The 22309-nt window shown below is 66.8% G+C and carries 25 protein-coding genes and 1 pseudogene; 13 read left to right on the forward strand and 13 right to left on the reverse strand.

What is annotated here, in order from left to right:
- Nucleotides 1–122: 122 nt before the first annotated feature.
- Both D2E24_RS04145 and D2E24_RS04150 read right to left on the reverse strand, forming a co-directional pair.
- Nucleotides 123–911 carry an ABC transporter permease gene (locus D2E24_RS04145; protein ID WP_125968066.1) on the reverse strand — a complete coding sequence of 263 codons (789 nt, stop codon included), beginning with the start codon at nt 909–911 and terminating at the stop codon, nt 123–125.
- A 224-nt stretch (nt 912–1135) separates the two neighbouring features.
- A pseudogene (locus D2E24_RS04150) lies at nt 1136–1936 on the reverse strand (ABC transporter ATP-binding protein); the annotation flags it as partial.
- Nucleotides 1937–2186: 250 nt separating this feature from the next.
- Here D2E24_RS04150 and D2E24_RS04155 point away from each other — a divergent pair.
- Nucleotides 2187–3275, forward strand: a complete 1089-nt coding sequence (locus tag D2E24_RS04155; RefSeq protein ID WP_125968068.1) for an Mbeg1-like protein — start codon at nt 2187–2189, stop codon at nt 3273–3275.
- Between the two features lie 393 nt (nt 3276–3668).
- Here the strand turns inward: D2E24_RS04155 and D2E24_RS04160 are convergent, their stop codons facing one another.
- The 3 genes from D2E24_RS04160 to D2E24_RS04170 form a co-directional block, all read right to left on the reverse strand.
- A complete protein-coding gene (locus D2E24_RS04160; protein WP_125968069.1) occupies nt 3669–4541 on the reverse strand; it encodes an SIR2 family NAD-dependent protein deacylase in 873 nt (290 codons plus the stop codon).
- A complete protein-coding gene (locus tag D2E24_RS04165; protein ID WP_206430921.1) occupies nt 4507–5421 on the reverse strand; it encodes a protein-ADP-ribose hydrolase in 915 nt (304 codons plus the stop codon). Before D2E24_RS04165 ends, D2E24_RS04160 begins: the two co-directional genes overlap by 35 nt.
- 98 nt (nt 5422–5519) lie before the next feature.
- The gene (locus D2E24_RS04170) at nt 5520–6161 is read right to left on the reverse strand and encodes an SDR family oxidoreductase (protein ID WP_125968070.1); all 642 of its coding nucleotides are present in this window, start codon (nt 6159–6161) and stop codon (nt 5520–5522) included.
- 146 nt (nt 6162–6307) lie between these two features.
- On the opposite strand from D2E24_RS04170, the gene D2E24_RS04175 reads away from it, so the two are divergent.
- A complete protein-coding gene (locus D2E24_RS04175; protein ID WP_125968071.1) occupies nt 6308–6667 on the forward strand; it encodes a winged helix-turn-helix transcriptional regulator in 360 nt (119 codons plus the stop codon).
- 474 nt (nt 6668–7141) lie between these two features.
- Here D2E24_RS04175 and D2E24_RS04180 read toward each other — a convergent pair whose 3' ends face one another.
- Complete coding sequence (locus tag D2E24_RS04180; protein ID WP_125968072.1) at nt 7142–7807, reverse strand: hypothetical protein; 666 nt, start codon at nt 7805–7807, stop codon at nt 7142–7144.
- Here D2E24_RS04180 and D2E24_RS04185 point away from each other — a divergent pair.
- On the forward strand, nt 7806–8387 hold the full coding sequence (locus D2E24_RS04185) for a hypothetical protein (RefSeq protein ID WP_125968073.1): 582 nt from the start codon (nt 7806–7808) through the stop codon (nt 8385–8387). The genes D2E24_RS04180 and D2E24_RS04185 overlap by 2 nt on opposite strands.
- A gap of 640 nt (nt 8388–9027) precedes the next feature.
- Here D2E24_RS04185 and D2E24_RS04190 read toward each other — a convergent pair.
- Complete coding sequence (locus D2E24_RS04190; RefSeq protein ID WP_125968074.1) at nt 9028–9552, reverse strand: NAD(P)H-dependent oxidoreductase; 525 nt, start codon at nt 9550–9552, stop codon at nt 9028–9030.
- 296 nt (nt 9553–9848) lie between these two features.
- On the opposite strand from D2E24_RS04190, the gene D2E24_RS04195 reads away from it, so the two are divergent.
- From D2E24_RS04195 to D2E24_RS04205, 3 genes are all read left to right on the forward strand, one after another.
- A complete protein-coding gene (locus tag D2E24_RS04195) occupies nt 9849–10670 on the forward strand; it encodes a methyltransferase domain-containing protein (protein ID WP_241222850.1) in 822 nt (273 codons plus the stop codon).
- A gap of 168 nt (nt 10671–10838) precedes the next feature.
- Nucleotides 10839–11147 carry a cupin domain-containing protein gene (locus D2E24_RS04200; RefSeq protein ID WP_206430926.1) on the forward strand — a complete coding sequence of 103 codons (309 nt, stop codon included), beginning with the start codon at nt 10839–10841 and terminating at the stop codon, nt 11145–11147.
- Nucleotides 11148–11329: 182 nt separating this feature from the next.
- On the forward strand, nt 11330–12400 hold the full coding sequence (locus tag D2E24_RS04205; protein WP_125968076.1) for a YeiH family protein: 1071 nt from the start codon (nt 11330–11332) through the stop codon (nt 12398–12400).
- A gap of 224 nt (nt 12401–12624) precedes the next feature.
- On the opposite strand, the gene D2E24_RS10570 is transcribed toward D2E24_RS04205, so the two are convergent.
- Entirely contained in the window at nt 12625–13029 is a 405-nt protein-coding gene (locus D2E24_RS10570; RefSeq protein WP_125968138.1) for a substrate-binding domain-containing protein, read from the reverse strand.
- On the opposite strand from D2E24_RS10570, the gene D2E24_RS10575 reads away from it, so the two are divergent.
- Nucleotides 12913–13155 carry an SDR family oxidoreductase gene (locus D2E24_RS10575; protein ID WP_277594681.1) on the forward strand — a complete coding sequence of 81 codons (243 nt, stop codon included), beginning with the start codon at nt 12913–12915 and terminating at the stop codon, nt 13153–13155. The two genes, D2E24_RS10570 and D2E24_RS10575, sit on opposite strands and share 117 nt — an antisense overlap.
- 32 nt (nt 13156–13187) lie before the next feature.
- The gene (locus D2E24_RS04220; RefSeq protein ID WP_125968077.1) at nt 13188–13718 is read left to right on the forward strand and encodes a flavodoxin; all 531 of its coding nucleotides are present in this window, start codon (nt 13188–13190) and stop codon (nt 13716–13718) included.
- An 11-nt stretch (nt 13719–13729) separates the two neighbouring features.
- On the opposite strand, the gene D2E24_RS04225 is transcribed toward D2E24_RS04220, so the two are convergent.
- Nucleotides 13730–14878, reverse strand: coding sequence for a type II toxin-antitoxin system HipA family toxin (locus tag D2E24_RS04225; RefSeq protein ID WP_125968078.1), 1149 nt, complete (start codon nt 14876–14878; stop codon nt 13730–13732).
- Entirely contained in the window at nt 14875–15174 is a 300-nt protein-coding gene (locus D2E24_RS04230) for a helix-turn-helix domain-containing protein (protein ID WP_241222853.1), read from the reverse strand. Before D2E24_RS04230 ends, D2E24_RS04225 begins: the two co-directional genes overlap by 4 nt.
- 220 nt (nt 15175–15394) lie before the next feature.
- On the opposite strand from D2E24_RS04230, the gene D2E24_RS04235 reads away from it, so the two are divergent.
- A complete protein-coding gene (locus tag D2E24_RS04235; protein ID WP_125968079.1) occupies nt 15395–15793 on the forward strand; it encodes a cupin domain-containing protein in 399 nt (132 codons plus the stop codon).
- Between the two features lie 133 nt (nt 15794–15926).
- Here the strand turns inward: D2E24_RS04235 and D2E24_RS04240 are convergent, their stop codons facing one another.
- Nucleotides 15927–17123, reverse strand: coding sequence for an MFS transporter (locus D2E24_RS04240; RefSeq protein WP_164520999.1), 1197 nt, complete (start codon nt 17121–17123; stop codon nt 15927–15929).
- 328 nt (nt 17124–17451) lie between these two features.
- On the opposite strand from D2E24_RS04240, the gene D2E24_RS04245 reads away from it, so the two are divergent.
- The gene (locus D2E24_RS04245; RefSeq protein WP_125968081.1) at nt 17452–18444 is read left to right on the forward strand and encodes an aldo/keto reductase; all 993 of its coding nucleotides are present in this window, start codon (nt 17452–17454) and stop codon (nt 18442–18444) included.
- Between the two features lie 228 nt (nt 18445–18672).
- Here the strand turns inward: D2E24_RS04245 and D2E24_RS04250 are convergent, their stop codons facing one another.
- Together D2E24_RS04250 and D2E24_RS04255 are read right to left on the reverse strand one after the other, a co-directional pair.
- On the reverse strand, nt 18673–19002 hold the full coding sequence (locus tag D2E24_RS04250; protein ID WP_206430922.1) for a hypothetical protein: 330 nt from the start codon (nt 19000–19002) through the stop codon (nt 18673–18675).
- 27 nt (nt 19003–19029) lie between these two features.
- Nucleotides 19030–19404 (reverse strand): hypothetical protein, encoded by a 375-nt coding sequence (locus tag D2E24_RS04255; protein WP_125968082.1) that lies wholly within the window; start codon nt 19402–19404, stop codon nt 19030–19032.
- A 367-nt stretch (nt 19405–19771) separates the two neighbouring features.
- Here D2E24_RS04255 and D2E24_RS04260 point away from each other — a divergent pair, with 367 nt between their 5' ends.
- The 3 genes from D2E24_RS04260 to D2E24_RS04270 all read left to right on the forward strand — a co-directional run bounded on the left by D2E24_RS04260 (nt 19772) and on the right by D2E24_RS04270 (nt 22249).
- On the forward strand, nt 19772–20356 hold the full coding sequence (locus D2E24_RS04260; RefSeq protein ID WP_125968083.1) for a hypothetical protein: 585 nt from the start codon (nt 19772–19774) through the stop codon (nt 20354–20356).
- A gap of 61 nt (nt 20357–20417) precedes the next feature.
- The gene (locus tag D2E24_RS04265; RefSeq protein WP_125968084.1) at nt 20418–21092 is read left to right on the forward strand and encodes a response regulator transcription factor; all 675 of its coding nucleotides are present in this window, start codon (nt 20418–20420) and stop codon (nt 21090–21092) included.
- Between the two features lie 92 nt (nt 21093–21184).
- On the forward strand, nt 21185–22249 hold the full coding sequence (locus D2E24_RS04270) for a HAMP domain-containing sensor histidine kinase (RefSeq protein WP_241222854.1): 1065 nt from the start codon (nt 21185–21187) through the stop codon (nt 22247–22249).
- The last annotated feature ends 60 nt before the right edge of the window (nt 22250–22309 follow it).

Raw genomic sequence — 22309 nt, forward strand, 5'->3', positions numbered from 1 at the left:
GGCGATAGGAAGCGAAAACGGCGGATATCGGACGATATCCGCCGTTCTGCATGACCGCTCCGGGCGTGTCGGGTGGTGGATTCCGGTCTGCGGGAGCCGCCGCCCGACACGCGCCACCGACTTCAGCGCAGCGCCTTCGGCCGGAACTGGTCCAGCCGCGTGAAGCACGTGCGGTAGACCATGCCCATGATCAGCGAATCGGCCACGAGCGTCAGCGCGGCGATCGCCGACAGGATCACGAACTGGTACTTCGCCGCACCCAGCGGGTCGCCGCCGGCGATGATCTGCCCGGCCATCATGCCCGGCACTGTCACGATGCCGGCCGACGCGAGCGACGACGTGGTCGGCATCAGCCCCAGCCGGATCGACGAGACGATCGACGGGCGGGCCGCCTCCCACGGCGAGGCGCCCAACGCGAGCATCGTGTCGATCTCGTCGCGCCGCTCGTCCATGCTCTCGTAGAACCGGCTCAACCCCACCGCCAGCGCGGACACGGTGTTGCCCAGCAGCATGCCGGTCAGCGGCACCACGAGCTGCGGCGCATACCACGGGTGCGGGCGCACGACCAGTTCGGTGACGAGCGCGAGCATGAGCAGCATCGTGACGACCAGGCTCAGCAGCACCGGCCCGGCCAGCCCCTTCGGCACGCCCTTCGCCTTCGACAGCGTGATCTGCACCGCCGCGACGAGCATCGCCGCCATGAGCGCGAACACCAGCCGCGGGCTGGAACGGATCACGAACCCCATGATCACGCCCATCGCGCACAATTGCAGCAGCGCACGGCACGCCGACCACAGCATCGTGCGGCCGATCCCCATGCGCAGCAGGCCGCTGACGGCCGCCGCCGCGGCGACCATCGCCAGCGCGATGAGCAGACCCCAGACGTCGATGTCGTAGCTTGCGCCGGTCATGCGATCGCCTCCTTGCCGTGGTTGCCGTGGTCGCTTTGGTTGTCTTGGTTGTCTTGGTTGTCTTGGTTGTCTTGGTTGTCTTGGTTGTCTTGGTTGTCTTGGTTGTCTTGGTTGTCTTGGTTGTCTTGGTTGTCTTGGTTGTCTTGGTTGTCTTGGTTGTCTTGGTTGTCTTGATTGTCTTGGTTGTCTTGATTGCCTCGATTGTCTTGATGGTGCGTCGCCGCGTCGCGCAGGACGCCGCCGTCGAGCACGACGGTGCGCGTCGCCCGCCCGTCCGGCGGACGATGACGGATGCGCACGATCGCCATGCCGTGAGCCGCCGCATCCGCGAGAATCGCGGCGACCAGCTCGGCGTTGGCGTCGTCGAGGCCCGCGTCGACCTCGTCGGCGAGCAGCACGTCCGGATCGGTCAGCAGCGTGCGGGCCAGCGCCACGCGCGCCGCCTGCCCGCCGGACAGGTCGTGCGGGGCGCGTGTCAGGTCGATGTCGGCGCATCCCATCCGATCGAGCATGGCGCGGATGCGCGCGTCGGGCAGCAGCCGCGCCGGATCGTCGGCGCCTCCGCGCCCGGTGACGGCCGCGCGCAGGCGGGCCGTCCACGACGGGCGGGGGAGCGGGGCGCGACGGTCGGCGGCATCGGCGGCGATGTCGGCGTCGGCGCCGCGCCGCGCGGCGAACGTGAACGGCAGACGGATCGCGTCGGCGACGGTCGCGCCGGGCAGGACCGGCTTCTGCGGCAGGTAGGCGACGCGGCGGCGCCACTGCTGCGGCGTGAATGCGTCGGCGTCGCGGCCGCGCAGCGCGAACCGGCCGTCGGCATGCGGATTGAGCCGGGCGAACGCGGTCAGCAGCGTGCTCTTGCCGCAGCCGGACGGGCCGGTCAGGTCGACGATCTCGCCCGCGCCGATGCGGAAGGACAGGCCGTCGAAGACCGTGCGCACGCCGTCGCCCGCGGGCACGGCGCACCGCACCCCATCAGCGGCGAAGACGACCGGGCCGGCGGCGGCCCCGTCGGTACCGGTGATGCAGGCGACGTCGGCGGGACCGGCGGAATCAACAGGGGAATCACTGGACATGCCGGCATGATATCGCCGCCTTGACACCGTGACAATACGCGCGTTTCCCAGTCTCCCGGCCGATTATGGACATGCCGTCATCCGTAATCGGCGGCCTCGTTCCGAACCGGTGCGGTGACGGAGGTTTTCGGCGGGGCCGTTCGATCCGGCCATCCGCGTTGCGGACCGTCCGGTGCCGCCGCCGGCCTATGATGGGCGCATGGGTGGCATCATCGAAGAGACGCGCACGATGTTCGACACGTTCGCCGAACGGCCGTTCGGCCCGACCGACGGCCTCGTCCTGTCACAGCTCGCGTACGCGCGCATGCCCGACGGCGTGCCCCGCCACGGCGACGACGGGTTCGCGCCGTTGACCGCGCTGCTGCGCGCCGAATCATACGACGACATGTTCCGCGGCGTGTACGCGCCGGAGCGCAACGTTGAGCTGGTGCGCGCCGTATGCGAAAGCCCGCGATGGCGCGGCGTGCGTGTCGGCGGCTGCATCGACGAGACCGACCCCGACTCCATGCTCCAGTTCGCCGCCTGCACGTTCGACCTGGGCGACGGCACGATGTACGTCGCGTTCCGCGGCACCGACAGTTCGTTCGTCGGCTGGAAGGAGGACTTCATGATGGCGTTCCAACGCCCCGTCCCCTCCCAGAGCGCCGCCGCCGACTACCTGCGCGCGCTCGGCGAACGATGGCACGGCGCGATCATGGTCGGCGGCCACTCCAAAGGCGGCAACCTGGCCGTGTACGCCGCGGCGGAGGCTCCGGCCGCCATCCAGGAGCGCATCGTCGGCGTCCACTCGTACGACGGTCCCGGCTTCGACGAGGAGTTCCGCCGGTCGGACGGCTTCGCGCGCATCCGCGGCCGCATCCATAAGACCGTGCCCGAATCGTCGATCGTCGGACTGCTGTTCGACGGCGACGCGACCGCCGGCGGCTACGATGTCGTGCGCAGCGACGGCGTCGCCGTCATGCAGCACTTCGCACTCAACTGGCGTACGGAACGCGGGCGCTTCACCGACGCGCCGGGCCTGTCGAGCACGGCCACGTACGCGGCCGGCGTCATCAACGACTGGATGGCGAAGACCGACCCCGAGCACCGCCGCATCTTCGTGGAACGGCTGTTCGGCATGCTCGAATCGACCGGCCACACGACCTTCGCGCAGCTGGAGGCCGACTGGAAGCAGTCGCTGCCCGCCATGGCGCGCGCGTTCGGCGAATTCGACGAGGACGACCGCCGCGTGGTGCGCACCGTCCTCGGCGCGTTCGCCTCCTCCGCCGTCCGCCGCCCGACCACGTGACGGGTGACGTGACTGATGACATGGCGGTTTTCGACGATGCGGTGGTGAGGATTCCGGTCGCGCGGCGTTTGCGCTTCGCAATGGACGCGCAACTGACACGCCTGCGTGCCAGTTGCGAAGATTCGGACTCCTGAAACCTCGCAACGGACACGCAAGTCTGTCGCTTGCGCGCCCACTGCGAGGATGTGCGGACTGTGATTGCTGCCGGACTCGGGCCATCGAACATTCCTCAATCATCCCAGCGTCGATATGGAGCGAACCCTCGCAACGAACGCGCAATCGCAGGGTCTGCGTGTCCGTTGCGAAGAATCGTGGTTCTGAATCTTCACAACGGACACGCAGCGGTTCCGATTACGAGTCCATTGCGAAGAATGCGATGCGCGACGGGACCCACTACCGCCGCACCAGCGCGCCCAGCACGTCGGCGACGTCGGCGTTGACGACGATGGACCGGCCGGCGATCTCGGCCGGCGCGCCCGCCTCGCCCAGATTCAGGCACGCGTACGTCGCCTGCGGATTGTCCGCCGTCATATGCCAGAACGGGTATTTGATGATGCCCGGCGTATTGCCGCCCACGCCCAGCTCGATCAGCAGCACGCGCGAACGCCCATGCCGCGCGACGAACCCCTGATAGCGTTCGCACGCCCGATGCCACCCCTCGTCCTCCACGAACGAGGCGTCCGCGCGCAGGTTCGGCATCATCGGCCGCCCGCACACCGGACAGTGCGGCACCAGTTCCTCGGGCACGCGCAGGTCCCGCTGCGACGCGGCCATCTCGCGGACCGCCGTCTCGTTGTCGTACGTGCGCGCATGGCACGGGCCGGAGCACTGGAACAGCCCGTAGTCGCCCTGCGTGTAGAACAGGCGTCCGCGGTCGAATCCGGCCTTCTGGAACTGATGGTCGACGTTGGTGGTGAGCACGAAGTAGTCGCGTCCGCGCACCAGGTCCAGCAGGTCGAGGTACGGCTGTCCGGCGGGAGCGTCGTAGCGGTTGATCAGGATCATGCGGCTCCACCACGCCCAGTACGTCTCCAGATCGGGGAACGGGTAGAAGCCGCCCGAATACATGTCCTCGATGCCGAACCGCTCATGGAAGTCGGCGAAGTCGCGTTCGAAGTCGGGGCCGTCGTATCGGAATCCGGCGGCGGTGGACAGTCCGGCTCCCGCGCCGATGAGGATCGCGTCGGCGTCGTCGATCGCGGCACGCAGCCGGTCGATCTGCGGCGTCAGGTCATGCCCGAACAGGTCGGTGCAGTGCTTGTTCATAGATGCTCCTGTCATGGTCGGAGAACACGTCGAAGACGACGGTCATATGCGGATGGTCGGGCCGTCGCTCGCGCAGGAACGCGCGTACGGTCGCGACGGCGATGGGCGCGGCCTGGTCGATGGGGAAGCCGAACACGCCGGTCGAGATCGAGCAGAACGCGACGGAGCGCAGGCCGCGCGCGTCCGCCGCGGCGAGGCAGTTGCGGTAGCAGTCGGCGAGCGCCTTCCGGTGCGCGTCGGTCAGCGGCCCGTCGACGATCGGCCCGGTCACGTGGATCACATGGTCGGCCGGCAGGTTCCAGCCGCCGGTGACGATCGGCTCGCCGGTGCGCGCGGTCCGGCCCAGCCGGTCCATGACGGCCGCGCATTCGGCGCGCAGCTGGATGCCGGCGAACGTGTGAATCGCATTGTCGATGCAATGATGGTTGGGTCGGAAGCAGCCGAGCATCGCATCGTTCGCCGCGTTGACGATCGCGTCGGCGCGCAGCCGCGTGATGTCGCCCTGCCACAGGACGATGCCGGGGTCGTCGGCGCGGTACGGCGGCAGGGCGCGCACGTCCACGACGCCGCCGGCGGCGTGCGGGCGCTCGCGTTCGCCGCGCAGGTACGCGTCCTGCACGTCGAGGAACCCGTCCGGCGCCGGCATCGGCGGACGGATGTTCACCAGCGCGCGCAGCAGCTCCCGGCGCCCCGCCTCGTCGCCGGGGATGGCGATGTGGTCGCCGTCCTGCAGTTCGGCGAGCAGCATCCCGATGAGCCGTTCGAGCCGCGCCGACTGCGTGCGCGGCGCGGCAGGCGCGACGGGATGTTCCGACTGTCGCGCCGCCGGCCGTGACGACGGCGCCGCCCCACTTACCTGGCCGATGATGTCCGACATCATCCACGCTCCTTGTCCGTTTCCTACCTGCGTTCCTGCATGAGGGCCGGTCGGCGGCCGCCATCGTCGCACGCCGACCGGCCGTCAGATGACGATGCCGACTACCAGCGCACGGAGATGCGCTTGCCGACGTGCGCGTCGGACGGTGCGGCGACGGCTTCGTCGATCATGGCGACGGCGTAGTCGGCGTAGCTGATGGCGCTCGCGCCCTGCGCGTCCGCGGTGAACTCCTCGCCGGCGAGCACGTAGGCGCCGGTGCGTTCGCCGTCCGCCTGGAAGTCGGCGGCCGGGGAGACGTACGTCCACTTGACGTCCGTGCGGCCGCGCAGCTCGGCGAGCGCCTCGCCCATGGCGGTGGCGAGCGGGACGAACGCCTCCGGGAATCCTTCGGTCTGGCTGAGCTGCACGGTGTGCTCCCTGTCCATGTACAGGCTGCCGGCGCCGCCGACGACGAGCAGTCGCGTGTCGGTGCCGGAGAGGATGTCGGCCAGATGCGCGAGCGTGGTGGAGTGCTGCGGCAGCGTCTCCGCGGTCCAGGCGCCGAACGCGTCGACGACGACGTCGAATCCGGCGAGGTCGGCGGCGGTCAGGTCGAACAGGTCCTTGACGATGGCGTTCGGGGCGGCGGTGCGGTTCTCGCCGCGCACGACGGCGGTCACGTCGAGGCCGCGCGCGACGGCCTCCTCGACGATGAGGCGGCCGGCCTTGCCGTTGGCTGCGACGACTGCGATGCGGATGGTCATGGTTCTTCCTTTCCCTGGTGCGCGTCGGACGATTCGTAGGGCGTGCGACGCGCGTGTTCGGTTGACATGAATCACGATAGGAAGGTACGAGTCAAAAGGGAAGAAGGCACAATAAAGTGCTATAGTATCCCGAAAGAAACCATTGGATGATTCCAACGATTATGAGGGGTGCAATCATGACGACTCTCGACTCTCTCCCGGCGTGTCCTGTTGAGACGACGCTCACGCTGATCTCCGACAAGTGGAAGATCCTCATCATCCGGGACCTGTTGCCCGGCACCCGCCGGTTCAGCGAGCTGCGCCGTTCGATCGGGCACATCTCGCAGAAGGTGCTCACCGCGAACCTGAGGCAGATGGAGTCGGACGGGCTGGTGCGCCGCGAGGTGTTCGCGGAGGTGCCGCCGCGCGTCGAATACTCGCTGACGGACACCGGCCGCAGTCTCAAGCCCGTCATCGACGCGATGTGGTCGTGGGGCGAGGCGTACAAGGCCGACCGCGCCGCCTGACTCTCGGCTATGGGCCGGTCTCCGGAACCGTTCTTTCCACATCGCGGCATAAGACGTGACGGGTACGGGGAATCCATCGCATGTATTCACTCTCCGGTGTCATGACCTCTGTGATTGTCCTATGGCGAACGCGTTGAGCCTTCGCAACTGGATCGCAATCGGAGTGAGTGCGTGTCCGTTGTGAAAGTTCACGGCGTCGAGACTTCACAACGGACTCGCAACTAAAGGGCTTGCGTGTCCGCTGTGACGTTTCGGGGTGCTGAAACCTCGCAACGGACATGCAGTCGTGCTGATTGCGTGTCCGTTGCGAAGATGAGAAGAGCGTCAGCATAATCAAACCATCGTGAGGCGTCGAAAAGTTGCAATCAAGGGCGGCGGCGGGATGCACCTCGGTGTTGGGTATGGTGTCGCCGCGCGTCCAATGACTTGGGCGGATCGGGGAAGTGCTGCGTGGCCGATGGCCGGATGCCGATATCAGCACGCGTCCGCGGCGGTTCCGGCCGGACGCTCGTACAGCGGGTGAGCCACCGCCATCGGCACGCCGGCCTCCAGCAGCTTGTGCACCAGCGGAACCCTCCGTACCACCTCGTCGTGGTTGACGCGGATGATCGTCGTCACGCCGGCGCGGCGCAACGCGGCCTCACGCTCGCGTTCGGCGCGCACGACGTCGCGGACGTCGCGTCGCTTCGTCATCGTCGGATCGACGTATTTCGCCGTGCCGTCGTACTCCAATACGATGACGCGGCCGTCCGGCGTATGCCATACGAAATCGGCGCGATACCGGTTCCATGGGGCGTTCGGATCGACGAACACGACCTGCGATTGCGGCACGGCGAATCCCTCGTCGATGATCGTCGCGTAGCAGCGCGATTCGCCGCCGTTCTCGTTGAGCGGATTCGCATGACGCAGCAGACGGAACACGTGGCCGCAGTCGGCGTGCACGCCGTCGCACACCTCCAGGATCTGCTCGCGGGTGACCAGATGGCGTCGAAAAGCGGAGTCGAACATCGGTAGCATCTCCACGAACGGGTACCGCAGTCCGCAGTCGACCAGCGTGCGCGCCGGCGACGTGACGAGCACCGTGTCCACGACGTCCGATGCGACGCCGGACGGTGGGACCGTCGGAGAGGTATTCGCCATGTCCGACGACATGCCGTCGATCCATGAATCCGGACGGTGCATGACATTCGCCGTTACGGCCGACGGTCCGTCGGGAGTTCCGACGATGGGTCTGATTGCCGTCGAAGCGGACGGTGGCGCGCCGGTCATCGTACCGCCGGTCGTCGGATTCGATGCATCCGACGATACGGGCAGAATCACGGTGCTGGAGCCCCGTCCATCCCGTGTCCTGACGATCATGACGGTCGGAGCCTGCCGCATGACGATGCGGCATATTCCGGAGCCGGCACAGCCCTCGCCCGCGGCGGACATCCGCTTGCCGAAAGACGAGGCGAGGAAGATGGCTCCGTCATCGTGCAGACGCCATCCGTATTCGAGCTGCATCATCGCGGCGGCGCTCAACCCGGCGAAGACGCGACCGGGCCGTTGCCGGGCGAGGGTGCGGATGATATGGCGCGTCCGCTCGGCGGGGTCAAGAGACTCCCAGTATCCGGCGTCGGCATACATGCCCCGATGCGGGCGGACCAGAATCCCCGCCTTCACCCGGGTGACGACGGCATGTCGCTGGGCGCTGGTTTCAGGTACGAAACAGCGCCGGTAACGTTCGGCTTCGGCACGGAGCCGGTCGATGTCGGGATGGCTTCTCATGACGTCATGATGCGGGCGCGCGCGTCCGGTGCGCAACGCGAATCGGGGTATGTGGTCGAAAGCTCGATTCGTCGGCGTGTCGCGGCGGTCTGATGTGGATAACTCGGCTGCGCGATGCCTCTTGAACGGTTGTGTGATATCTTCCGACGCCTGCGGCCCCTGCATCGGGGGACCGGCTTGTCCGCGGCCTTGCCTGACCGGTCCGTGATGGTTGTGCCGCCCCTGATGGGTGATCGGCCGTTCTTGGGAAGTCGGCCCTTCGCAGAGAACGCGCAATCGAAGACCTTGCGTGTCCGTTGTGATGTTTTATGGTGCTGAAACCTCACAACGGGCACGCACGATCATCGATTGCGTGCCGATTGCGAGGACGTGGAGTGAGAGCCTTTACCGAATGCGTTAAAGGGGCCTCGTCGGTGGCGTGATGACGCGAAGATGGAATCCTCGCAATGGACTCGCAATCGGAGCGTCTGCGTGTCCATTGCGAAGATTTGAGTCCCCGAAAATTCACAACGGACACGCGGACGTGGCGGTTGCGTGTCCATTGCGAAGAAAAGAACGGCCGGAGGTTCTCCAAACCGGCAGGTCTGTCACGCCTACCGGCCGAGGAACGCGCGGTACGCCTCGCCTGCGGCGGCGAGCTCGTCGTCGGCGAGTTCCATGGAGCGGAAGACGGTGAACGGCTCGCCCCACACGGCGTGCGTGTAGCGGGCGGTCATGCGGTACGGCGCGAGCACCTCGTCGATGGTCGCACCGCCGTCATCATGCTGGTATTCGGAGGCGGGGCCGCCGGCGGTGAGTGCGACGGTCAGCTCCTTGCCATTGAGCGCCTCGCCGCCGTCGCCGTACGCCCAGCCGTACGCGAGCACCTGATCCTCCCACTCCTTGAGCAGGGCGGGCGCGGAATACCAGTAGAGCGGGAACTGCAGCACGATGCGATCGTGCTCCTCGACGAGCCGCTGCTCGGCGGCCACGTCGATGCGGCCGTCCGGATACAGCGCGTACTCGTCGCGCACGGTGACGGCGTCGCCCGGCATCGCCGAGGCGGCCTTGGCGAGCGCCGCGTTGGCGTTGGAACGGTTCTTCAGATCGGGGTGGAACACGAGGACGAGGGTCTTCATCGGGTCTCCTTACGTGGTGCGTGATGCCTGCGTCATGGTGTCGCCATCGTCGTCGGATGGCGGGGCGCCGTTGACGGTCGTCGCCCACCTGCCATGCTACGTGGGGATCCGTCGGCTTGCGGGAGGGGGCTTGCGTTTCGTCCGTGGCGAAACCGTCCGTCCGTGGCGAAACCGTCCGTCGGACCGCGCCGACCGTCATGGCCGAACGTCCGGCGCTGCACGGCCGCGTCCATACCACGGTCGGCGGCGAAAAACAAGACTGTTGTTCGCGACCCGCTGCGCCTATGCTGTCGCGCATGAACGAACATGCCACGACTGTGAAGCACGACGACGGGCTGCCGCAGGCCGACCGCGCCGTGGAGCATATGCAGGGACATTGGGTGCTGGCCCGGCTCGGCAAACGGGTGCTGCGCCCCGGCGGCGAGCGGCTCACCAGGCGGATGCTGGCGCATGCGCCGCTCGCCGGACGGAAGGTGGTCGAATTCGCGCCCGGATTGGGCCGCACCACGCGGCTGATCATGCAGGCCGGCCCGTCCGGCTACACCGGCGTCGACCGCGACGGCCGGGTGGCGGCCATCATCGGGCCGATGGTCGCGCCGATCGGCGGCACCTGTTTCCAGGCCGACGCCGCCGCCACCGGATTGCCGGACGGCGAGGCGGACGTGGTGGTCGGCGAGGCGATGCTCACCATGCAGTCGGAGCGCGGCAAGCGGGCGGTCATCGCCGAGGCGCGCCGCATCCTCAAGCCGGGCGGCCTGTACGCGATCCATGAGATGGGACTGACGCCGGACGACCTGCCGGATTCGCTCAAGGACGCGGTGCGCCGGAATCTGGCGACGGCCATCCGGGTCAACGCCCGTCCGCTGACCGACGGCGAATGGCGTGCTCTGCTCGAATCGGAGGGGTTCGACGTGGTGTGGAGCGGCGTCGAGCCGATGGCGCTGCTCGGGGTGCGCCGCAATCTCGCGGATGAGGGCGTGGCCGGCGTGCTGCGCATCGTGCGCAACCTGCTGACCCATCCCGACCTGCGCGGGCGCGTGCTGGCCATGCGCCGCGTATTCGCGAAATACGGGGACATGCTCGACGGCGTCGCCTTCGTGGCGCGCTGCCGGGACTAGGAGACGACGCCGCATCGTGCGGGGCGTGCGGACCCGGGCGGGTCTGCGCGGTTCCACGCGCGTGCGGGGATAAGCTGGTGGCGAGGGTCACCTCATACGAACACGAACTAAGGAGTTGCCATGACCGATGATGTGACGACCGAGACGCAGGCCGACCCGTCGACCGTGATGGAGTTCATCGACGCGCTCGCGCCGATGGTGACCGTGCAGCCGGAGGCGACGGTGTCGCGCACCGTCATGCAGGTGGAGGGCGCCAACGTCGTGCTGTTCTCCTTCGACAAGGGCGAGGAGCTGAGCGAGCACACCGCGGCGATGCCGGTGCTGGTCCAGTGCCTCGAAGGCCGCCTCAAGGTGACCGGCGGCGACAGGACCGTGGACCTCGTGCCCGGCGGCATGCTGCACTTCCCGACCCGCCTGCCCCACGCGATCTACGCGGAGGAGCCGTCCAAGATGATGCTCATCATGATGCCCCGCTGACGACGCGGCATCGCCGGCATGCACCGGCTCCGTCGCCATATGCCGTCATCCGACGGTCCCGACGGCGGGCCGTGCCCACGTGGTCCCCGGAACCCCGCGGTTCCGGGGGCCACGCGTATCCACGTCCCGGATGGCGGCCCGTTCCGCCGGTTTGGGAGGGCGTGCGAGTTGAATGGTCGCATGTGAAAGATTTCTGCATGAAGTGGTGGCGTCGCATCGCCACCGTCGATATGGCGTTCATCGCCGTCGTGACGCTGCTCGCGTCGCTCGTCGCGTCCTGGCTCAAACAGTTCCCCGGATTCAGCCTGTTCGGCGCGCTCATCATCGCCCTGCTCATCGGCATGGCGGTCCAGTTCCCGATCCGCGGCGCCTACGTGGGCGGGAATGCTGAGCGCAAGGCGGGCGTCAAGGACGCGGCCGGACTCATCTCCAACAAGCTGCTGCGCCTGGGCATCATCCTGCTCGGCTTCAAGCTCAACCTCGAGGTCCTGTTCACGCAGGGCGTCAAATGCCTGCCCATCGCCGCCGTGGTCGTCACCCTCGTGATCGTCGTCTGCTATGCGATCGCGCGCAGGCTCGGCGTCGACCCGATGCTCGCGATCCTCACCGCCGGCGGCACCGGCATCTGCGGCGCGGCCGCCGTCATGGGCCTCGCCGGCTCCATCCAGGTGCCCGACGACCGGCAGGACGAGAAGAACGACGACGTGACCATGGCCGTCGCGATCGTCGCGATCATGGGCACCGTGTTCGCGCTCATCGAGATCGCGCTCGGCCCGTTCACCGGCATGACCACCACCCAGCTGGGCATCACCGCCGGCGCATCCCTGCACGAGATCGCGCACGCGGTCGCCGCCGGCGACGCGTTCGGCGCGGTCGACATCGCCACGATCATGAAGCTGTCGCGTGTGCTCATGCTCGTGTTCGCCGCCGTCGCCATCGCCTACTGGTGGGGACGCCGCCACGTCGACGACGCGGACCGCGCCGCCGGCAAACGCGCATCCGTGTTCCCCTGGTTCATGCTCGGCTTCATCGGTGCGTCCGTGATCGGCACGTTCGTGCCGGCGCTCGCCGCGATCACGCCGACGCTGGTCGACTTCGCGTACATCGTGCTCGGCATGGCGATGGCCGCGCTGGGCATCAACGTGAACTTCAGGGCCATCGCGTCCAAGGGCCGCATGGCCCTGCTCGCCAGCTTCCTGACGTCCGTGCTGCTCATGTGCTTCGCCGCCGGCGTCGCGCTGCTGCTCTTCTGACGGATCTCCGTCGATGACGGTCGGCGGTCGTGCGGCGTGCGCCGCATGGCCGCCTTTTTCGTACCCGTCGCCCCGTGCCGCCGACCGTCTGCCTTCACGATGGACGCGCGATCGGAGCGTCTGCGTGCCCGTTGCGAAGTTTTCATGGCCCGAAACTTCACTATGGACACGCAAGCACGCTGATTGCGCGTCCGTTGCGAAGCGGATCGCAGCCTGCGTCTCCGTCAGACGAGCTTGCGCAGTTCCTCGAGGAACGCGGCGGCGGCCGGCGTCATCGGCTGGTTGCGTTTCCATGCGATCGCCAGACTCGTGCGCATCGGCGGGTCGAGCGGGCGGAACGTGAGCTGCGACTCCCATGAGGTGTCCACGAGGCCTGCGGGGCCAATCGCGCAGCCGTAGCCCTCCTGCACGAAGCAGGCGGCGTTGTACATGAGGTTCATCGTGCCGACGACGGCCAGCGAACCGCCGTGGCGTCCGAACCATCCGGACAGGTCGCCGCGCGTCAGCACGCCCTGCGGCACGATGACCGGCACGCCGGCGAGGTCGGCGGCGGTGACGGCCGCGAGCGCGGCGACTTCTACAAGAACATGTTCGCCAAATGCCCCGCCGGACGCCCCGGCACCGCCGATGAGGTCGCCAACGTGGCCGAACTGCTCATGAGCGAGCGCGGCGCGTTCATCACCGGCGCCGATATCCTCGTCGACGGCGGCGCCACCGCCAGCTACTTCTACGGCCCGTTGCGTCCGCAGGACTGACCGCATCATCCGCAGCCAGGAAGGGCACAACCATGACGAACGAATCACAGCAGGCAGTCGTCGTGTACTTCTCGCGCATCGGCGAGAACTATGCGGTCGGCGAGATCACGGAAGGCAACACGGCGAAGGTCGCCCACGCCATCGCGGAACAGGTCGGTGCGTCGGCCATCGAAATCGTGCCGGACCGCGCGTATCCGGACGTCTACGACGCCGCCATCGCGCAGGCCACGCGCGAACGCAACGCGGCCGCACGGCCCGCGTTCACGCTCGACGGCGACGCGGCCGCGCTCGACACGGCGACGACCGTGTTCCTCGGCTACCCGATCTGGTGGGCCGACATGCCGATGCCCGTCTACACGTTCCTCGAAAGCCGCGACTGGCGCGGCGTGACCATCCGCCCGTTCTGCACCCACGAAGGCAGCGGCCTGGCCGATACCGCCGCCTCCATCCGCGACATCGCCGTCGGTGCGACCGTCGCCGACGGACTGGAACTGCGCGGCGCCACCGCCCAGCACGACGCGGCCGCCGTCGCCCAGGTCGTCACGGCGTGGCTGAACGGCTGACATAGAACCGCTCAGTCGCGCGGCGTGAATCCGGCGGCCGCGACGCGAGCGCGGATGTCGGCGGCGATGGACCGGCAGCGGGCGCGGGGAATCCCCGCCCGCATGCCGATGCCGGCCATGTCGTCGATGGTGATGCCACGTCCCTTGCCGCCGACCGACGTGGTGTGCTCGCCGTTGATGCCGGGGTTCTCGGTCAGATCGTAGGCGGGGGAGAGACGCCATCCGCCGCGCGCCCGATCGTACAGGTAGGAGAAGTTCTTGCCATGGTCGTCACGGTTGCCGATGAACACGTTGAAGCACATCAGTCGGTACAGACGCTCGCATTCCTCGGCGCTGTCGGTGATGCGCATGGTCAGGCGCATGAGCAGCCCGTAATCCAGATTGGCGATGCGATGCGACGTCTCCAAAAGCCCGCTTGCCGAGACCATGTGGATTCTTGCGACTCCGCCGTCCGGGCGAATCGTGCGATCGAACCGTCTGACGCCGAAATAGCCTTCGCAACGGTGTGAGGGGAACAGTCGCGTCTCGGGCATCTCGATGCCGCATTCCCGTGCGAGTGCGGAGATGTCGTATTCCTCTCGGCCTATGGCGGGGGAGTCCATGGAGGATGGGAATTTGATGATCCAATCCTCCCCGTCGATGGTGGTGAGGATCTTCGGGCGTGCGCCGCCGGACGAGCCGCCGAGCGCGAACAGGCGGTCGAGATCTTCGGAGAAATCGGTGTTCAGCAGTCGCAGGCATTCCTGTGCGAGCGAGTCGAAATCGGACGGGTCATCTGGTTCATCGTCGACCGTGGTGGCCGGCTCGTATTCCAACGCCCCCATGCCGCTTGCGCCCACAATCGACAGACGTGGCAGCAGGCCGACCGTATACGGGTCGATGCCGTGACGGCGCAGCATCCGGTCGGTGAGCAGCCGGCCCCACCCGTCGGGCATGCTGTCGTCGAACACGCCGAACATGCCGTTGAGCGGCTCCCGCTTCGCGATGAAGACGCCTTCCCTTAACGGCAGGCTCAGGGGACTGATGGAGAAGCCGTCGCTCAGCCAGGATGGTTCGTATGCGAACGCCAGCGTGCGGTTCGGCGACATGGTGAGCCAGCCGACGGTTTCGCCGTCGATGATGACGCGGACACGGTCGGTGCCCGGAAGCGGGGTGGTCATGAACGGCTCCTGTCATGTTTCGCGGCTGCGATGACGTCGTCGATGCTGCCGTAATGGGGTTGTGCGAACAATGCGTCGAAGTCCTGTTCGCAATCCAAGGCGAACGCGATGCGTACCAGTGCGCTGAGGGAGATCTCGTGGATCTGTTCGAAGCGGCGAATCGAACCGAGGCTTACGCCGGAGCGTTCCGCCAGGGCCGGCTGGCTCAGTCCGCGCTCCTTGCGCCGGGCGGTCATACGCTGCGCTATGGCGGCGGTCACATCGCCGGGCATGGGGGCGTCAAGCAAATCAAACATACTAATATATTAGCAATTTCTATCCAAATGGGTATTAATTACTAATATATTAGTACATGATGGAGTGTGTTTTCATGTTCCATGAATCGCAATGTTGACTTCGAGTGCTTGAAGTGCGTAGCGTCGATGGGGATGCGGCCGGCGACGTGTCGGCGTCGACGCGGCTGGCCGTAGTGAAGGCAACGAAACGGTGAAAACCAGCATCGAAAGGACGGATGACATGGACAATCCGAGCATGTTCCCCATGGGCGCGCCGAACGACGCGTACGCGCAGTACTTCACGGGCCAGAGCCATCTCGCGCCGCTCGCCGGCGACGGGCAGGTCAACGTCGCCAACGTGACCTTCGAGCCCGGCTGCATCAACCACTGGCACATCCACCACGGCGTCTGCCAGATCCTGCTGGGCGTCGGCGGCCGAGGCTACTACCAGATCGAAGGCCAGGAGCCGGTCGAGCTCAAGCCCGGCGACGTGGCCTACATCCCGCCGGAGACCAAGCACTGGCACGGCGCCGCCCCCACTGAGGCGTTCGCGCACGTCGCCGTCATGCCCGTCGTCGAAGGCGCCAGCAACGAATGGCTCGAACCCGTCGACGACGACGCATACCGCGCGCTCAAGTAGGACGCGACACATCGGACAGACGGTGGTCGCACGTCGGCAACGACGTAGGGGCGCCATCGAACATAAGGACGGTGCGGACCTTCATCGAAGGTCCGCACCGTCCTCGCCGCATATCAGCCTCTATCAGTCCGTATCAGCCGTGCCGATGGTGGAACGTGCGCATCATCTCGTACACGATGACGGCCATCGGCATCGTGACCATCAGCGCCGGAAAGAACCACGCCGCGTCGAGGCGCGCATGCAGCAATCCGCCGATGATCGGCCCCAACGCCATGCCCAGGTCGAGACCGATATAGTACGTGCCGTTGCCGCGTCCGCCATGACCGGCCCCGGCCAGACGCACGGCGGAGGACTGGCTGACCGAACTCATCACACCATAGGAGGCAGCCATGAACACGGCGGCCACGGCCATCAGGCCGTCGCCGCGCATGACGGACAACGCGCCAAGCGACAGGATCATGCACGCCGCGCACAACCACAGGAACCAGCCGAACGGGCGGGCGTCGAACAGGTTGCGCATCACGATGCGCAGCACCAGCAGCGCTGCCGCATACAACGGGAAGAACAGGCCGACATCCACCGGCAGTCGCCGCGCCTCAACGATGGTGACGATATACGACTGCGTGGCGCAATAGGGGATCGCGAACAGCATGAACACGAGCGCGACGGGCAGCACACGCACCGAAATGACACGCTCTAGGAATCCGCGCACGCCCGCACCCGCCCGTTCTGACGGATCCGACGGCACGGACGCCGCCCTCGCCTTCGAGGAGGTCGCACGCCGGGTGCCGTCGCTGCGAACGCATGCCGTCAGCGCCAGCGCGGCGACCATCTCCGCGACGGCGACCGCGAACACCGCCCGATAGCCGAACGCGGCGCGCAGACGGATGCCGGCGGCCGGGCCGAGCGCCATGGCCAACGCGTTGACCATGCCGTAGTATCCCATGCCCTTGCCGATATGCGCCAAAGGAATCAGGGACGTCAGCCATGCGGCGAGACATACGGACAGGCAGGAGAAGCCGACGCCGTTGGCGATGCGCGCGACGAGCAGCGTCACCGGGTTCGACGCGACCATATAGCCGGCGTTCGCGGCCGCCAGCAGCAGAAGCGCGCCGGCCGAGAAGCGCCGCAGCGGGGCGCGGTCGCTGAACCGTCCCGCCCAGGGGCGGCAGAACAGGGAGACGATGTTCATCATGCCGGCGAGAATGCCGGCGAGCTCGCCGCCCGCGCCCAACGTGTGCGCGTAGCCGACGATCAGCGTGGTGCCCATCATCGTTCCGGACATGTAGAAGAACCCGGCTCCCATGATGAGCAGGATGGACGAGGTCATGAGCCCGTCGTCCCCGTGCGCCCGCATGTTCTCCGGCCGATGCTTCTTTCCCTGCTTCCGTTCCCTCGTGATCAACGGCATGATGGATTCGATCCCCTTCCCGACGTCATCCGTCGTGTCCGGTCGGATGCGCGGCGGGTGATGCCGAATCGCATTGTAGTCGCCGGCATGACGCAGACGCGGATGAAGGTTCGTCCGGCGGCCGGTCCTGCCGGCGGCGTGGCCATGCGCGGCGGGCATGGCGGGGTATCGGGGTGGGCTATTGGACGCGGGCGGGCGGCGAACCTATCGTGTAACCGACTGACGAAGGCAATGAAAGGCGGCGATCATGGAATACACCAGGCTCGGCAACAGCGACGTGACCGTCTCGCGCATCTGCATGGGATGCATGGGATTCGGCGACGCGCGGCTCGGCCATCATTCGTGGATCCTCGACGAGGAGCGCACCCGCGACATCATCCGCTACGGCTACGAGCAGGGCATCACGTTCTACGACACCGCCATCGGCTACGCGGACGGCACCAGCGAAGCGTACGTCGGCCGCGCCCTGCGCGACATCGCCGGCAGGCGCGACGACTACCAGATCGCCACCAAGTTCCTGCCGCGCACCGACGCCGAACGCGACGCCGGCGTCGACGGCCGCCGCCACGTCCTCAACAACCTCGATGCGAGCCTTGCCCACCTCGGCATGGACTACGTGGACCTGTACATCTGCCACATGTGGGACTACCACACCGACATGGCCGAGGTCATGGAAGGCATGAACGAGGCCGTCGCCTCCGGCAAGGCGCGCGCCATCGGCATCTCCAACTGCCACCCGTACCAGCTCGCCAAGCTCAACGCGCTGGCCGAAGCGAACGGCTGGGCGAAGATCGTGTCCATCCAAAGTCACTACAACCTCATCGCCCGTGAGGACGAGCGCGAACTGACGCAGATGTGCCGCGAGGACGGCATCGCCATGACCCCGTACAGCGCGCTCGCCGCCGGACGGCTCACCCGCCTGCCCGGCTCCGAAGCCACCAAGCGACTCGTCGAGGACCGGGTCGCGCACTCCAAGTACGACGCGACCGCCGACGCGGACAACGCCGTCATCGCCCGCGTCGCCGAAGTCGCCGAACGCCACGGGGCGTCGATGACCGCTGTGGCGCTCGCCTGGCTGCTCACCAAGGTCACCGCGCCCGTCGTCGGCATGACCAAGCCGCATCATGTGGACGGCGCGGTCGAGGCGCTCGGGCTGACGCTTAGCGACGAAGAGATCGCCTACCTGGAGGAGCCGTACGTGCCGCACGCCCTCGTCGGCGTCATGGCGTTCAACCACTGACGGATGCGATGGTTGCCGACCTCGGACATGATGAAGCCCCCGACGATAGTCGGGGGCTTCATTGCGATGGTGGGTCTACTGGCGGAACTTGTTGACGGCGACGCCGATGATGGCGACGATGGCGACGACGACTGCGGCGATGATGCCCCTGCTCATGATGGATTCCTTTCGGTCGGGATGGGTTGGTGTTGCTGATGTTCGGTGACGTCCGGTGGTGTTCCGTGCCGGTCAGCGACGGCCGTTGCGATGGTGATGATGGTCCTGATGGTTCTGGCGGCGGGCTTGCTCGGCGTTGTCGCGTTCGTCCCGTCGTTGTTGCTCGGCGTCCCGTCGCGCCCCCTGCTCCTCGGCCAGCCGCCGCTTGGCGTCCTCGACGGTCTCGCCGTCCTCGGTGAGGAATCGTTCGACGAACCCGTCCGAGATGGCGGTGAAGCCGTCGACCATGCCGTGTTCGATGGCCTGGTATCCGCCGACGACGGTGCGTTCGATGGCGTGATGGGCGCCGACGACCTTCTCTGCGATGCGCTTGTTGATGCTGACGATCGGTGAAGTCGCCATGGGATGCTCCTTCCGGATGGGGTCCGGTCAGTCCTTGAGGCCCTTGCACAGGGGGATGAGCATGAGCAGCGCCACGATGCCGAGCAGTCCGATGACGATGCCGATCACGAGGCTGTGCCACAGCATCGTCAGGCACATGCCGATGCCCAGCAGCAGCGCGCCGAGGATGGCCAGCAGCGTGACGCCTACCGTCTTCAGGCTCAGCGGCACGAACATGGGCTTGCCTTCCATGCGTCGGCGGACCAGCAGTGCGACGAGCAGCACGAGCGCGCCGACCACGCCGACGCCGACGCCTTGGTTGAATGCTCCCCATTCGGGGAGCATGCACATGCACATGCCGATGCCGAACAGCATGCCGCCGATGGTGCCCAGGATCATGGTGATGAAGTTCTTCTTCGTCATGGTGACGACCTTTCCTTTGCCGTGTGGTGATGGCGGTCGGGAGGTTCCCGCCGTCGATGATCCACAGGCTATGGGTCGTGTTCCATGCGATTGCTAATGCAATGTTGACGGTTCATTAAACGTCGGCCGGATCGCATCCCGTCCCGTCGCGGATGGCCGCCAGACCGATTGCCGGGGTCGGGCGGACGGCCTCGGCGCCGTCCGCCCGCGACGCCGGGAACCCGATCGTTTAATGATTCGTTAACATTCCCCCAATGTCATATTGACGATTGCCCCTAATGTCATGGACGACATCGAACGCGCGACCGCGGAGCCCTCCACCTGGGCCGGTCGGCGCGGAAGGACCACAGCCATCAGGGAGACTGACATGGAACGGCAGACAGCGGGGCCGACGCCGGATTTCGTCGGATACGAATACACGTCCGTGAAGGTGGGCGACGCGCTCCGGTCGATGGTGGCCGACGCCTACCACAACTTCGGCTGGACGCCGACCGACGGGTCGAGGCGCGGCGTGCTGGAGTTCAGGCGCGACCGCAACCTGCTCAACCGCGCCGAACTGACCCGTCTGCAGCGGCAGTTCGACGCGCATCTGCGCGAACTGGAAACGCTGAACCGGGCTCCCGCGCGCAAGTCGTCGATCGTCGGGTGGAGCGTCGGTCTGGCGGGATGCGTGTTCCTCGGCGGCGCCACGTTCGCCTACCTGGGCGGGCTGATGATGCTGATGGTCATACTGGCGGTCCCCGGATTCCTATGCTGGTTCGGCGCACATCCGATCGCCAAGTGGGTGCGGCGGATCGTGGCGGAACGCAGCGAACCGGCGATCGACCATCTGTACGACGTGAACTACGACGTATGCCGGCGTGCGAACTCGCTGCTGCTGCGCGACGGCGGCATCAGCGTCGCCGCGGGCGGAACGTCCGGCCGTGACGCCGGAAACGGGACATCGGAGTAACCTGAAATCGCAACCCCGGATGCCATCGGGGAGAACGGCCGAACGGACGGGAGGAGCGGTCATGGCGACCATCGTGGTCGTTGAGGACGAGAAGGAACTCAACGACATCATGTGCATGTACCTGCGCGACGCCGGGCATACGGTATTCGGCTGCCTGAACGTGAACGAGGCGTACACGGCCATGCGCGGCAGAATCGTCGATCTGGTGATTTCGGACATCATGATGCCGGGGACGGACGGATTCGAGTTCGCCGCACGACTGCGCCAGCTGGACGGGCATCTGCCGATCATCTTCGTGACCGCTCGCGACGACATGGCGTCGAAACGGCACGGATTCCGCACCGGCGTGGACGACTACATGGTCAAGCCGATCGAACTGGACGAACTGGAGCTGCGCGTCGAAGCGCTGCTGCGGCGCGCGGGCATCGAGGAGAGTCAGGTGCTCAAGGTCGGCGGACTGGAACTCGACGCGGGGGCCATGTCGGCCCAATGGGACGGCAATCCGGTGGAGCTGACCGTGCGCGAGTTCAACATCCTGTACAAGATGCTGAGCTACCCGGGACGGGTGTTCTCCCGCGGGCAGCTCATGGACGAGTTCTGGGGGCAGGACGCGGACAACAACCTGCGCGTCGCCGACGTGTACATCACGCACCTGCGCCAGAAGTTCGCCGACTGCCCGTATTTCAGCATCCTGACCGTGCGCGGCCTGGGATACAAGGCGGTGCCGGCCCGGTAGGCGGCGGTGCCGGTGACGAAGAGGACGGGGAGCGCGATATGCATGATGAGGAGCGTCCGGTGGGGCCGGCGCGGGAGGGCCTCCGTAACGGCATGATGATGACGTCCGGTCCGCTGTCCGGATGGATCGTGCTGTGGTCGTTCGTCGCGTTCATCGCGGCGGCGGCCGGGCAGATGAGCCTGATCATCTGGCTGCCGCGACTGCTGCCCGTATTCGACGAGGTCGGCTATCTGCTCGCGTTCGTCGTCATCGTGTACTGGCTGGCGCTGGCGGTGGCCTTCGCCTGGTGGACGGGCCGGCAGATCCACGAGCGGGTGGAACGGCCGATGATGCGGATCGGCGAGGCCGCCGGCAGGGTCGCGCAGGGCGACTTCTCCGTCTACCTCGCCCCCGACCATCTCGAGGGCGGCCGCGACTGGAACTCGACCGATCAGATGTTCGCCGACTTCAACACGATGGTCGAGGAGCTGGGCGGCATCGAGACGATGAAGAACGACTTCGTGTCCAACGTGAGCCATGAGATCAGGAATCCGCTGGCCGTCATCCGGAACTACGCCGCCTTGCTGCGCAACCCCGACATGGACGAGAGCCGGCGTACGGAATGCGTCCGGACCATCATCGCCGCCTCCGACCGGCTCAACGCGCTGGTCACGAACATCCTCAAACTCAGCAGGCTCGAAAGCCAGACCATCGTCTCCCAGGCCGTCGATATGGATGTGGCGCGTCAGCTGGCCGAGGAGATCATCACGCTCGACGACCTGTTCACCCAGAAGGACATCGATCTGGAGTGCGATCTGGAGGACCGTGCCCTGATCCACGCCGATCCGGACATCACCGCGCTCATCTGGAGCAACATCCTCGGCAACGCGCTCAAATACACCGAATCGGGAGGGCACGTGCGCGTCCGCCAGTGGTCGGACGGCGGCATGGTGCTGGTCGAGATCGCCGACGACGGCTGCGGCATGACCGAGGGGGAGGTGGCCCGCATGTTCGACAAGTTCTACCAGGGCGACACGTCGCACGCCGCGCAGGGCAGCGGGCTCGGCATGGCGATGGTCAGACGCGCCGTGGACCTGAGTCGCGGCTTCATCGACGTGCGCAGCGCCAAAGGCCAGGGCACCACCGTCACAGTCCGTCTCCCCGCTGCGAGGTCGTGACGACGGTGCGGCGGGAAGACGGGGAAGACGATGCGGTGGTGATGTGGTGGTTGGTCGTGC

Origin of the sequence: Bifidobacterium samirii, assembly GCF_003952945.1 — a bacterium.
GTDB classification, from domain to species: domain Bacteria; phylum Actinomycetota; class Actinomycetes; order Actinomycetales; family Bifidobacteriaceae; genus Bifidobacterium; species Bifidobacterium samirii.

What these genes read in the sequence shown, in the direction of transcription:
- D2E24_RS04220 (WP_125968077.1), top strand. Translation starts at nt 13,188, where the DNA reads ATGACGAACGAATCACAGCAGGCAGTCGTCGTGTACTTCTCGCGCATC.
- D2E24_RS04175 (WP_125968071.1), top strand. Translation starts at nt 6,308, where the DNA reads ATGATTCCAACGATTATGAGGGGTGCAATCATGACGACTCTCGACTCT.
- D2E24_RS04225 (WP_125968078.1), bottom strand. Translation starts at nt 14,878, where the DNA reads ATGACCACCCCGCTTCCGGGCACCGACCGTGTCCGCGTCATCATCGAC.
- D2E24_RS04145 (WP_125968066.1), bottom strand. Translation starts at nt 911, where the DNA reads ATGACCGGCGCAAGCTACGACATCGACGTCTGGGGTCTGCTCATCGCG.
- D2E24_RS04235 (WP_125968079.1), top strand. Translation starts at nt 15,395, where the DNA reads ATGGACAATCCGAGCATGTTCCCCATGGGCGCGCCGAACGACGCGTAC.
- D2E24_RS04185 (WP_125968073.1), top strand. Translation starts at nt 7,806, where the DNA reads ATGTCCGACGACATGCCGTCGATCCATGAATCCGGACGGTGCATGACA.
- D2E24_RS04265 (WP_125968084.1), top strand. Translation starts at nt 20,418, where the DNA reads ATGGCGACCATCGTGGTCGTTGAGGACGAGAAGGAACTCAACGACATC.
- D2E24_RS04270 (WP_241222854.1), top strand. Translation starts at nt 21,185, where the DNA reads ATGATGATGACGTCCGGTCCGCTGTCCGGATGGATCGTGCTGTGGTCG.
- D2E24_RS04255 (WP_125968082.1), bottom strand. Translation starts at nt 19,404, where the DNA reads ATGACGAAGAAGAACTTCATCACCATGATCCTGGGCACCATCGGCGGC.
- D2E24_RS04155 (WP_125968068.1), top strand. Translation starts at nt 2,187, where the DNA reads ATGGGTGGCATCATCGAAGAGACGCGCACGATGTTCGACACGTTCGCC.
- D2E24_RS04195 (WP_241222850.1), top strand. Translation starts at nt 9,849, where the DNA reads ATGAACGAACATGCCACGACTGTGAAGCACGACGACGGGCTGCCGCAG.
- D2E24_RS04260 (WP_125968083.1), top strand. Translation starts at nt 19,772, where the DNA reads ATGGAACGGCAGACAGCGGGGCCGACGCCGGATTTCGTCGGATACGAA.
- D2E24_RS04240 (WP_164520999.1), bottom strand. Translation starts at nt 17,123, where the DNA reads ATGACCTCGTCCATCCTGCTCATCATGGGAGCCGGGTTCTTCTACATG.
- D2E24_RS04165 (WP_206430921.1), bottom strand. Translation starts at nt 5,421, where the DNA reads ATGATGTCGGACATCATCGGCCAGGTAAGTGGGGCGGCGCCGTCGTCA.
- D2E24_RS04230 (WP_241222853.1), bottom strand. Translation starts at nt 15,174, where the DNA reads ATGTTTGATTTGCTTGACGCCCCCATGCCCGGCGATGTGACCGCCGCC.
- D2E24_RS04245 (WP_125968081.1), top strand. Translation starts at nt 17,452, where the DNA reads ATGGAATACACCAGGCTCGGCAACAGCGACGTGACCGTCTCGCGCATC.
- D2E24_RS04250 (WP_206430922.1), bottom strand. Translation starts at nt 19,002, where the DNA reads ATGGCGACTTCACCGATCGTCAGCATCAACAAGCGCATCGCAGAGAAG.
- D2E24_RS04180 (WP_125968072.1), bottom strand. Translation starts at nt 7,807, where the DNA reads ATGGCGAATACCTCTCCGACGGTCCCACCGTCCGGCGTCGCATCGGAC.
- D2E24_RS04200 (WP_206430926.1), top strand. Translation starts at nt 10,839, where the DNA reads ATGGAGTTCATCGACGCGCTCGCGCCGATGGTGACCGTGCAGCCGGAG.
- D2E24_RS04190 (WP_125968074.1), bottom strand. Translation starts at nt 9,552, where the DNA reads ATGAAGACCCTCGTCCTCGTGTTCCACCCCGATCTGAAGAACCGTTCC.
- D2E24_RS04170 (WP_125968070.1), bottom strand. Translation starts at nt 6,161, where the DNA reads ATGACCATCCGCATCGCAGTCGTCGCAGCCAACGGCAAGGCCGGCCGC.
- D2E24_RS04160 (WP_125968069.1), bottom strand. Translation starts at nt 4,541, where the DNA reads ATGAACAAGCACTGCACCGACCTGTTCGGGCATGACCTGACGCCGCAG.